Annotated in this window: 15 protein-coding genes; 7 read left to right on the forward strand and 8 right to left on the reverse strand. The window is 68.2% G+C overall.

Translation table 11 applies throughout. The annotated features are described in order from the left end of the window. Window positions 1-55: 55 nt before the first annotated feature. Window positions 56-982, reverse strand: coding sequence for a LysR substrate-binding domain-containing protein (locus RU01_RS12990; protein WP_042575009.1), 927 nt, complete (start codon window positions 980-982; stop codon window positions 56-58). Window positions 983-1,024: 42 nt separating this feature from the next. On the opposite strand from RU01_RS12990, the gene RU01_RS12995 reads away from it, so the two are divergent. Continuing rightward, the gene (locus RU01_RS12995; RefSeq protein WP_042574975.1) at window positions 1,025-1,435 is read left to right on the forward strand and encodes a DUF5997 family protein; all 411 of its coding nucleotides are present in this window, start codon (window positions 1,025-1,027) and stop codon (window positions 1,433-1,435) included. 14 nt (window positions 1,436-1,449) lie between these two features. Here the strand turns inward: RU01_RS12995 and RU01_RS13000 are convergent, their stop codons facing one another. Then, the gene (locus tag RU01_RS13000; RefSeq protein WP_042574976.1) at window positions 1,450-1,776 is read right to left on the reverse strand and encodes a hypothetical protein; all 327 of its coding nucleotides are present in this window, start codon (window positions 1,774-1,776) and stop codon (window positions 1,450-1,452) included. A 207-nt stretch (window positions 1,777-1,983) separates the two neighbouring features. Between RU01_RS13000 and RU01_RS13005 the strand changes: the two genes are divergently transcribed. Next, a complete protein-coding gene (locus RU01_RS13005; RefSeq protein WP_042574977.1) occupies window positions 1,984-2,364 on the forward strand; it encodes a DUF1304 domain-containing protein in 381 nt (126 codons plus the stop codon). A 24-nt stretch (window positions 2,365-2,388) separates the two neighbouring features. Here RU01_RS13005 and RU01_RS13010 read toward each other — a convergent pair whose 3' ends face one another. From RU01_RS13010 to RU01_RS13035, 6 genes are read right to left on the reverse strand one after another with little or no spacing between them, the layout of a single operon-like run. Beyond that, window positions 2,389-2,937 carry a hypothetical protein gene (locus tag RU01_RS13010; RefSeq protein WP_042574978.1) on the reverse strand — a complete coding sequence of 183 codons (549 nt, stop codon included), beginning with the start codon at window positions 2,935-2,937 and terminating at the stop codon, window positions 2,389-2,391. Then, window positions 2,934-3,701: an Asp23/Gls24 family envelope stress response protein gene (locus RU01_RS22160; protein WP_052493272.1), complete on the reverse strand. Its 768-nt coding sequence runs from the start codon at window positions 3,699-3,701 to the stop codon at window positions 2,934-2,936. The genes RU01_RS13010 and RU01_RS22160 overlap by 4 nt, the downstream gene beginning before the upstream one ends. Continuing rightward, on the reverse strand, window positions 3,694-3,873 hold the full coding sequence (locus RU01_RS13020; RefSeq protein ID WP_027506261.1) for a DUF2273 domain-containing protein: 180 nt from the start codon (window positions 3,871-3,873) through the stop codon (window positions 3,694-3,696). Before RU01_RS13020 ends, RU01_RS22160 begins: the two co-directional genes overlap by 8 nt. A gap of 26 nt (window positions 3,874-3,899) precedes the next feature. Beyond that, window positions 3,900-4,193: a hypothetical protein gene (locus tag RU01_RS13025; RefSeq protein WP_042574979.1), complete on the reverse strand. Its 294-nt coding sequence runs from the start codon at window positions 4,191-4,193 to the stop codon at window positions 3,900-3,902. After that, window positions 4,190-4,528 carry a hypothetical protein gene (locus RU01_RS13030; RefSeq protein ID WP_042574980.1) on the reverse strand — a complete coding sequence of 113 codons (339 nt, stop codon included), beginning with the start codon at window positions 4,526-4,528 and terminating at the stop codon, window positions 4,190-4,192. Before RU01_RS13030 ends, RU01_RS13025 begins: the two co-directional genes overlap by 4 nt. Next, window positions 4,525-4,998 carry an Asp23/Gls24 family envelope stress response protein gene (locus RU01_RS13035; RefSeq protein ID WP_042574981.1) on the reverse strand — a complete coding sequence of 158 codons (474 nt, stop codon included), beginning with the start codon at window positions 4,996-4,998 and terminating at the stop codon, window positions 4,525-4,527. The genes RU01_RS13030 and RU01_RS13035 overlap by 4 nt, the downstream gene beginning before the upstream one ends. A gap of 160 nt (window positions 4,999-5,158) precedes the next feature. On the opposite strand from RU01_RS13035, the gene RU01_RS13040 reads away from it, so the two are divergent. From RU01_RS13040 to RU01_RS13060, 5 genes are all read left to right on the forward strand, one after another. Continuing rightward, entirely contained in the window at window positions 5,159-5,707 is a 549-nt protein-coding gene (locus RU01_RS13040) for an RNA polymerase sigma factor (protein WP_042574982.1), read from the forward strand. Then, window positions 5,698-6,150 carry a hypothetical protein gene (locus RU01_RS13045; RefSeq protein ID WP_042574983.1) on the forward strand — a complete coding sequence of 151 codons (453 nt, stop codon included), beginning with the start codon at window positions 5,698-5,700 and terminating at the stop codon, window positions 6,148-6,150. Before RU01_RS13040 ends, RU01_RS13045 begins: the two co-directional genes overlap by 10 nt. Before the next feature lie 37 nt (window positions 6,151-6,187). Next, window positions 6,188-6,655, forward strand: coding sequence for an SRPBCC family protein (locus tag RU01_RS13050; RefSeq protein WP_042574984.1), 468 nt, complete (start codon window positions 6,188-6,190; stop codon window positions 6,653-6,655). Further along, the gene (locus tag RU01_RS13055) at window positions 6,652-7,848 is read left to right on the forward strand and encodes a PQQ-dependent sugar dehydrogenase (protein ID WP_042574985.1); all 1,197 of its coding nucleotides are present in this window, start codon (window positions 6,652-6,654) and stop codon (window positions 7,846-7,848) included. The genes RU01_RS13050 and RU01_RS13055 overlap by 4 nt, the downstream gene beginning before the upstream one ends. A 139-nt stretch (window positions 7,849-7,987) precedes the next feature. After that, the coding region (locus RU01_RS13060) for a GlsB/YeaQ/YmgE family stress response membrane protein (RefSeq protein ID WP_042574986.1) at window positions 7,988-8,224 on the forward strand (237 nt) is incomplete at its 3' end.

Consider the following 8,224-nt stretch of genomic DNA (forward strand, 5'->3'; position numbering starts at 1 on the left):
ACCTTTCGGGACTGACGAGTCGTTTCCGGACGAACGCACCGCTGCAGAAAGTATGTCAGCGTCGTCGACGCGGTGCCTGAGTCCGCTTCGCCGGAGTCCGTTTCGCGGGTGCCGCCTTCTTCTTGGCAGGGGTCGACCGCTCGACCTCGGACCGCGAGCTGTGTGCCGCTCGCCCGCGCACGACGCCGAGGAATTCCTGGGCCAGGTCGAGCGAATCGGTCGGCTCGTCGCGCGCTCCGGCCATCGGCCAGGCCAGCATGATCGCGGTGGGGTCGGCGTCGCTGACCGGCCGGTAGAGGAGATCCTTGCGGCTGTGCAGACGGGCGAGCGAGTGCGGGAGGATCACCGGACCGACACCTGCCGCCACCATCTCCAGGGTGACGTCCAGCGTGGGCTCCGACCGATCCGTCAGCTCCTGCAGGGTCTCACCGCTCAAGTCTTCGGTCGTCACCGACTCGTAGGCCGTCGCGGGGTGGTCCTTGGGGACCACGACCACTGCCACCTCCGAATACAGCGGCACGCAGTGCAGGCCATCCCGGTCACCCGGGTCGCGGACGAAGCACATGTCGACGCGACCCTCGCGCACCGCGGTGATCTGCTCGGATTCCTCGACGACCACCGTCTCGAGGATCGTCCGGGGAAAGCGCTCCGCCCAGATACGAGTCCACTTGGTGACGGTCACTCCGGGAACGAACCCGACCGTGAGCGTGGGCAGCGTGGGAGCGGCTGCGGCGGCCTCGGCTCGCGCCCGGTCGTCCTCGGCGACGACTTCGCGCGCGTGCTCCAACAGAGTGCGCCCCGCATCGGTGAGTTCGGTGGGCCCGTCACCGGGAACGAAGAGAGGTTCGCCGACGGCGTCCTGCAGTTCGAGAACGGCGGCGCTCAGGCGTTGCCGGGAGATGTTCAGCGCCTTCGCGGCGCGACCGAAGGCCAGGATCTCGGCGACCGTGATGTACCAGCGCAGGACCGTCGGATCGTTCACCTGCACAGACTAGTCGCACACCGCGGACGCTAGGATGTCGCGGTGAGCCAGGATGCGAATGCCCAGACGATGAAGCCATTGACGGCAGCCGCCAAGCTCGGCATCTATCTCCCTGCCGCGCCCGAGGACTTCCGTGCGCAGCCCATCTCGCGCGGCGACCTCGACGCACTGCGGGCGGATCCGCCGGAGTGGCTGACACAGCTGTGGACCGCCGGGCCGTTCCCGCGCGATGTCGTGGCACGCAAACTCGGCGTCACCAACACGGCGTTGTCACGGCACGATGTGTCCGACTCGATGACTCAGGCGCAGATCGACGACCTGATCGCAGCGGAGCCGGCGTGGTTGACCAAGGAACGCGAGAACTTCGCCGAGGTCCAGCGTGAAGCGATCCGCGTCAAGGAGAAGGACGCTGCTCGACGCGCGGAGTCGAACCGCCCGCCCAAGAATCGCTGACCGCGTCGGCCGACTCAGCCGACCGCTGCGTGGACGACGACGTCGTCGTTCAGAGCGACGAGGTGAGCCGTCCGACGCTGTGCGACCTCGTCGACCTCTCCGACCAGCGCGGCGACGAGTCCTGCGGGATCGAGGGCCCACCGACACTCGATGGCCGCGATCTCTCCCGGCAGGAAGAGGCCGGTCGAACGAAGGTCCGAAATCCAGCGGGCGATGTCGCCGGCTCCGATGAGCTCGAGCGCATCGTGATCGACGCCGATCTCGAACTCGTCACAGAACACGGCGCTGATCAGATCGGTGTGGCCGATGTTGACCGCGTGGCTGGTCACGACGTCGTGCATGTGTATCTCCCCGACACGAGGGGCGTCGACACGACGCCGGATCGATCTTGTGTAACGACTGGGAAGTCACGAACGATGTACAGCCCTGGTCGTGGCCCGAAGCGTACGCGTCGGACGGCGTTCGCAGTGGACCTCGCGAATGTCGGTGACAGAACACAGTGACGCGGACATGACACGCGTCGGCACCGACAGCGCATACTGACCCGCATGATCGCCGCCGCCGCCGTCCTCGCGGGAATCGCCGCCCTGCTCCACGCCTACATCTTCGTGCTCGAGTCGGTCGTGTTCCGCTCGCGTGGACGCACCGTCTTCGGTGTCCGTGACGACGCCGAAGCGAAGGTCGTCGAGCGATGGGCCTTCAACCAGGGCTTCTACAACCTGTTCCTCGCGGTGGGTGCGGCCGTGGGTGCCCTCGTTCTCGTGACCGGTGACCGCCACGTCGGCGCGGCGCTGATTTTCCTGGCGGCCGGGTCGATGGTCGGAGCGGGCAGTGTTCTGCTGGCCACCGACCGTCGACTTCTCCGCGGCGCCCTGGTCCAGATCGTTCCGGGGGCACTCGCCGTGGTGGCCACCGCACTGAGCCTCTAGTCGTCTGTCACGAAGAGTCGTCTGTCACGAACCGGACAGGAGCACCCGCACGCCGACGGCGTCGTCACCGACCACCGATGCCACTGCGGAGCGGACGTCACCCAGGTCACGGGCGACCGTGGCCGTCGCCGCACCCTTCTCCGCTCGCGCGATGACGGTGATGACCGGAACTCGCCGACCGCTGATGCGTTCGCGACGGAATCTCGATCGTGCGGACTTCACGCCGTCGACGGCCCTCGCGGCCTCGGCCGCCTTCTTGGTGACGGCGCGCAGATCGACCGTCACCGTGCCGTCGGGTTCGTCGGTCACGGGAAGCGCGAGGTCGCGGCCGCTCGACGACGGGAGTCGACGCAGCAACGAGAGCAGCACCAGAAGTGCCACCAGAACGCCTGCGCCCAGGAGCGCCCACGGCCACCACTGCTGATCCTGCAGGTCGACGACCGACGACGCGTCGATCGACTCGATGCCGAGGCGGTCCTGCTTCCACAGCACTGCGGCGACTCCGAGAGCGGCGACGGCGAGGCCGATGATCAGGACCCCGAGCCTGTCGAGGACCACGGTCGAGCGCTTCATCGTGCGTCCTCGCTGTCCGTGGTGGGGGCGGCGTCCTTCTCGGTCAGCGACGCGACGTCCGACTTGTGCACCCACACGTCGTCCGCGATGCCGCTGGGGCGGTACCGGCGTGCGCGCCACTTGAGCGCTGCGAGCACCAGGAGCGCACCGATCACCGCGAGGGCGATGCCTACCGGGAACATCCAGGACTGCACGGTGAGGCCGTCGATCGCGTCGAGCGCATCGGCGGTCCACGCGCTTCCGGTCAGCACCGACAGCCCGACCAGTCCGTCGCGGATCAGGACTGCAGCTCCGGCGAGCAGCAGAAGAGACAGGATGATCGCGAGCGGGGTCGCTGCCGGGGTCGCGAGGGGACGCGGCGCAGGGACCGTGGTCGCGTCGGCGGCCGTGGACGCGGTCCCGACGTCACCGAAGTCACCCACGTGGACATCGACGGAATCCGTGGTCAAGCCCGACTCGGACATGCCGCGGACGATGTCGCGACGCAGGTCGGTGGCGACGGTCGCTGCGGACAGCGGCCACCGCGAGGTCACGTCGACCGCTGCACGGACGTGATCGTCCTGCTTGGTCACCTTCACCCGTGAGGGGCGACGACCGAAGCTGCCTCCGGCGGTGAGGACACCGCTGGTTCGCGTCAGCGACGCATCGGCGATGCGTTCGACCGCGCGGTCGAGCACTGTCAGCGTGCCCCGACTGCCCGGATCGGCGAGCTCGCCGGCCTCGGGGATGTCGGCAGACGCGGGGAGGTCGGCAGGCTCAGCCACGGCCGCGACCTCGGAGAAGTGCCTCGGGGTCGAAGTTTCCGTCGCGATAGGCGCCGACGGCGAACCCGATGGCACCCAGGACGAGTGCGACGAGGAAGCCGGTGAAACCGCCGGCGGCGGCCGCGACGGCCAGCAGCAGACCGGCGAGAAGACCGATGGTGGAGGAAGTCATGGTGCTCCGATCGAGAGTGGGGTGACTTACGAGATGTCGGTGCGGGGCAGGTCGATGTAGGTGCGTCGACTCGGGAGCATCGAGCGCACTGCCTTCAGACGCCTGGTCAGGAGGCTTCTGCGAGACAGTCCGACGATCGGGGAGGACGTAGCACGGGTCGACCCGACACTCGACGACCGGGCGTAACGAGCGTCGACGGCGCGGAGCGCATCGATGAGCGCCTGCGCATCGCCGCCCGCGTCGGGGTGGTGAGCACGAGCTGCCGCACGCCGGGCCTCGCGGTAGGCGCGGTCGGCGTGCGGCAGCTGCTCGTCGGTCACGGGCGCAGAGTACCCGCGGGAGGATCGTTCGACTCCGCCTCGTTCTCCGGCACCGCGACGTCCTCGACGACCACGTGGACCGGGGCGTCGACGACTGCGCGTACGGCCCGTCGCACCGCGTCGGCCGTCTCCCGCACGACGGCGTCGGGAGTCACGGCGATGTGGATCTCGGTCGCGTCGTCGCGGATGGCGACACCCGCCACGCGCCTCCCGGGGAGGTACGTGCCGATCTCGCCGAACATTCCGCCGTGCAACGCCGCGACACCGGCCACGGCCGTCACCGCGTCCGCGACGAGATCGGCGCGGTCGCTACCCGACGGGGCCGTGGGGCTCATCGAACGCGGGCGGGTGCTGCGTCGTCGTGGGTGTCTTCCTCTTCGAACAGGTAGACGTCGTGGACCGTGATGTTGACTTCGGTCACCTGCAGTCCGGTCATCCGCTCGACCGCGTCGATGACGTTGCGACGGATGCCCGTCGCGAGGTCGGCGATCGACACTCCGTAGTCGGCCACGATGTCGATGTCCACGGCTGCCTGGCTCTCGCCGACCTCCACGGACACGCCCTGCGAGTGGTTGACGCGGGCGCCCGGGATGCGCTCACGCAGTGCGCCGATGGCGCGGGTGGCGCCGCCGCCCACGTCGTGCACGCCCTGGACCTCGCGGGTGGCGATGCCGGCGATCTTGGAGACCACGACGTCCGCGATGGTGGTGCGGCCGTCCGAGGCGACCAGCGCGCCGGAGGAGTCGGCGGTCTTGTCCAGGGTGCCGTTCGCGGTGGAGGTGGTGGAACCGGTGGCGGTCGTCATCTTCTGTCGTCCTTTCGAAGGATTCGAGTGAGCGCCGGATGTGGCGCGTCATCGAGAAGTCGATGTCGTTGTCGACAGGAGTTGGTCGGGGCGAGCCTCGGAAAACGCGCGCTATTGTGATGTATGCCACAGCACAGTCATTCCAACCCTCGGGCATCGAATGCGTCGCGTGGACAATGACGCTGCGCTGGTCGATGCCGCGGTCATCGGTGACCGCGTCGCGTTCGAGGCGATCGTCGCGGCTCACGGCCCGGCAATGTTCCGATACGCACGGAACATGCTCCGCGACGAAGGACTTGCAGAGGAAGTAGTGCAGGACGCGTTCGTCGCAGCGTGGAAGAACCTCGGTAACTACCGGTCGGACTCCGCGCTGCGCACCTGGCTGTTCAGCATCACCGCACACAAGGCGATCGACGCCACCCGGCGCCGAGTCCCCCGCCCGGCCGAGGAATGGTTGTTCGACGACGCCGTCAGCGACGCGTCCGACGACCCCGAGGTGCGGGCGACCGAAAGTGGTTTCCTGGCCGAGTTGCGCCGGGCGCTCGCCTCCCTGCCGCAGGTGCAGCGATCGTGCTGGTTACTCCGGGAAGTTGAGGGAATGTCCCACGTCGAGATCGGGGAGGTTCTGTCCATGTCGCCGTCGGCGGTGCGTGGCCAGGTCACCCGAGCACGAAGAACGTTGAGCGAGAGGATGGCGGCATGGCGTTAGACGAGATCGACGATCCGGCAGATCCCGTCCTGACCCGAGCGGCACAGGAACTTCGCGACGAGGACGTTCCCTCGTGGGTCGAGGCGAGCACCGCGATTCTTGCCGCCCTCCGCAAGACGGCTCGCCGCACGCGAGCACTCGACGCCGTGTTCCCCGACGGTGCTGCGGGCGATTCGTTGCGGATCGCGGACCACCTGGTGTTGCTGGCCGTGTCCCGCGCGGTCGCCGACCTGCCGTGCACGATGCGGGCGATCGACCTCGACGTCGAGGGCCGCCGGTGCACCGGAGCGTCCCTGGACGTGGCCGTGCCCTACGGCGAGGACGTGTCCGAGTTGGCACTCGCGCTCACCCGTCTGACCGCCGATGCGGTGAACACGACACTGGGAACGACGCTCACCGCGGACGATGTCGCAGTGCACGTCGTGGACGTCCTACTACCCTGAGCGCACCTCGCCACCTCACACGACCGGGAGAACTTCCATGGCCACACCGCTGTCCGCCACGATCGACATCGATGCGCCCCCCAGCGCGGTCTGGGCCGTGGTGTCGGACCTGAAGCGCATGGGCGAGTGGAGTCCGCAGTGCGCCGTGATGAAGGTCTTCGGGCCTCTTCGCGTCGGCACCCGGACGGTGAACCTGAACCGTCGCGGACTGCTCGCGTGGCCGACGTCGTCCACGGTCGTCCGGCTCGAGCCGGAGCGCCTCCTGGCGTTCCGCATCACCGAGAACCACACCGTCTGGTCGTACTTCCTCGAACCGACCGAGACCGGAACGCGCGTGACGGAACGCAGGGAGGCGCCGGGTGGAACGTCCACGGTGTCGAACATCGCCGTGCGTCTGGCTCTCGGTGGGTCCGCGAACTTCGAGAAGGAACTGCTGCGGGGAATGACCGAGACACTGACGAAGATCAAGGCCGCCGCCGAGGGCGCTCGTACCGTGAAGGTATGACCCGACTCGTCCTCGCCGGCCTCGCCCTCTCCGCCGCCCTCACCGCGACTGCATGTTCCTCGGCCGAAGGGGCCGACGCGTCACCGGCCGCGGGTACACCGTCGGCAACCACGTCGTCCTCGCAGGCGCCCGCTCCGGACGCCGGTGACTCCGATGCCGTGCCGACCGTCGACGTCACCACGGTGGCGTCCGGTCTCGATCACCCGTGGGACGTCGTCCGCGCCCCCGACGGGACCGTCCTCTTCGACGAGCGAGCCGGGCGATTCACGGCCATCCGGCCCGGCGGCGAGCCGACTCCGGTGTCCGCGGACCTCGGCGACCTGTTCGTCGGCAGCGAGACGGGATTGATGGGACTCGCGCTGTCGCCGAACTTCACGCAGGACCGCACTCTCTACTCGTGCCAGGGCATCGACGGAGATTCGCCGACCATCGGAGTCGTCGCGTGGACCGTGTCGGACGACTGGTCGTCGCTGACCCGGACGCGCACCGTCATCTCGGGCTTTCCCGTCACCTCCGGTCGTCACGGCGGATGCCGAGTCCTGGCCCAGCCGGACGGAACGCTGTTCATCGGCACCGGCGACTCCGCGCAGGGGACCGTGCCCCAGGACCCGAAGTCGCTCGGCGGCAAGGTGCTGCACATCGACGCGGCGACCGGGGCGCCCGCGCCCGGCAACCCCGATCCGGCGAGCCCCGTCTACACCCTCGGACACCGCAACGTTCAGGGATTGGCGGCCCGACCGGGCTCCGACCAGATCTTCTCCGTCGAGCAGGGCACCTCACGCGACGACGAGGTGAATCTCCTCGTGGCCGGCGGGAATTACGGGTATCGCCCGGACCGCAGCGCCGGATACGACGAATCGGTCGCCATGACGGACCCCGAGCGCGTCCCCGGCGCCCTCGATGCGGTGTGGAGTTCGGGTCCGAGCACCATCGCGACCGCGTCGGCAAGCTTCCTCGACGGAGATGCCTGGGGCGCCTGGAACGGCATGCTCGCCGTCGGAGTGCAGAAGGGTCAGGAAGTTCTCCTGCTCGACATCAGCGACGACGGATCCACGGTGATCTCGCAGACCACGATTCCGGCGCTCAGCGAGCAGGGTCGGATCCGGACGGTCTCCGCGCAACCCGACGGGACCCTCCTGGTGACCACCGACAACGGCGACACCGACCAGGTTCTCCTGGTCACCCCTCGTTAGACCCGCCGACATCGATCCGACACGGAACCGTGATGCTGCTGTGAAGTCTTAACGTTTGCTGAGTGTGAGCGCGGGGTAGACACAGTCAGTAGTCGTGCCCGGTCCTCGGGCAGCATGCTAAATCGAAAGAGGTTCCATCATGTTGGGTCTGGGCATCATCGGTTGGATCATCATCGGCGGACTCGCCGGATGGATCGGCAGCAAGATCATGAAGACGGACGCCCAGCAGGGCATCATCCTGAACATCGTCGTCGGCATCATCGGCGGCCTGCTCGGTGGATTCCTCCTCCGCGCCTTCGGTGTCGACGTGCAGGGCGGCGGCATCATCTTCAGCTTCGTCACGTGCCTCATCGGCGCCTGCATCCTGCTGTTCATC

Source organism: Rhodococcus sp. MEB064 (assembly GCF_000834565.1).
Classification (GTDB): domain Bacteria; phylum Actinomycetota; class Actinomycetes; order Mycobacteriales; family Mycobacteriaceae; genus Rhodococcoides.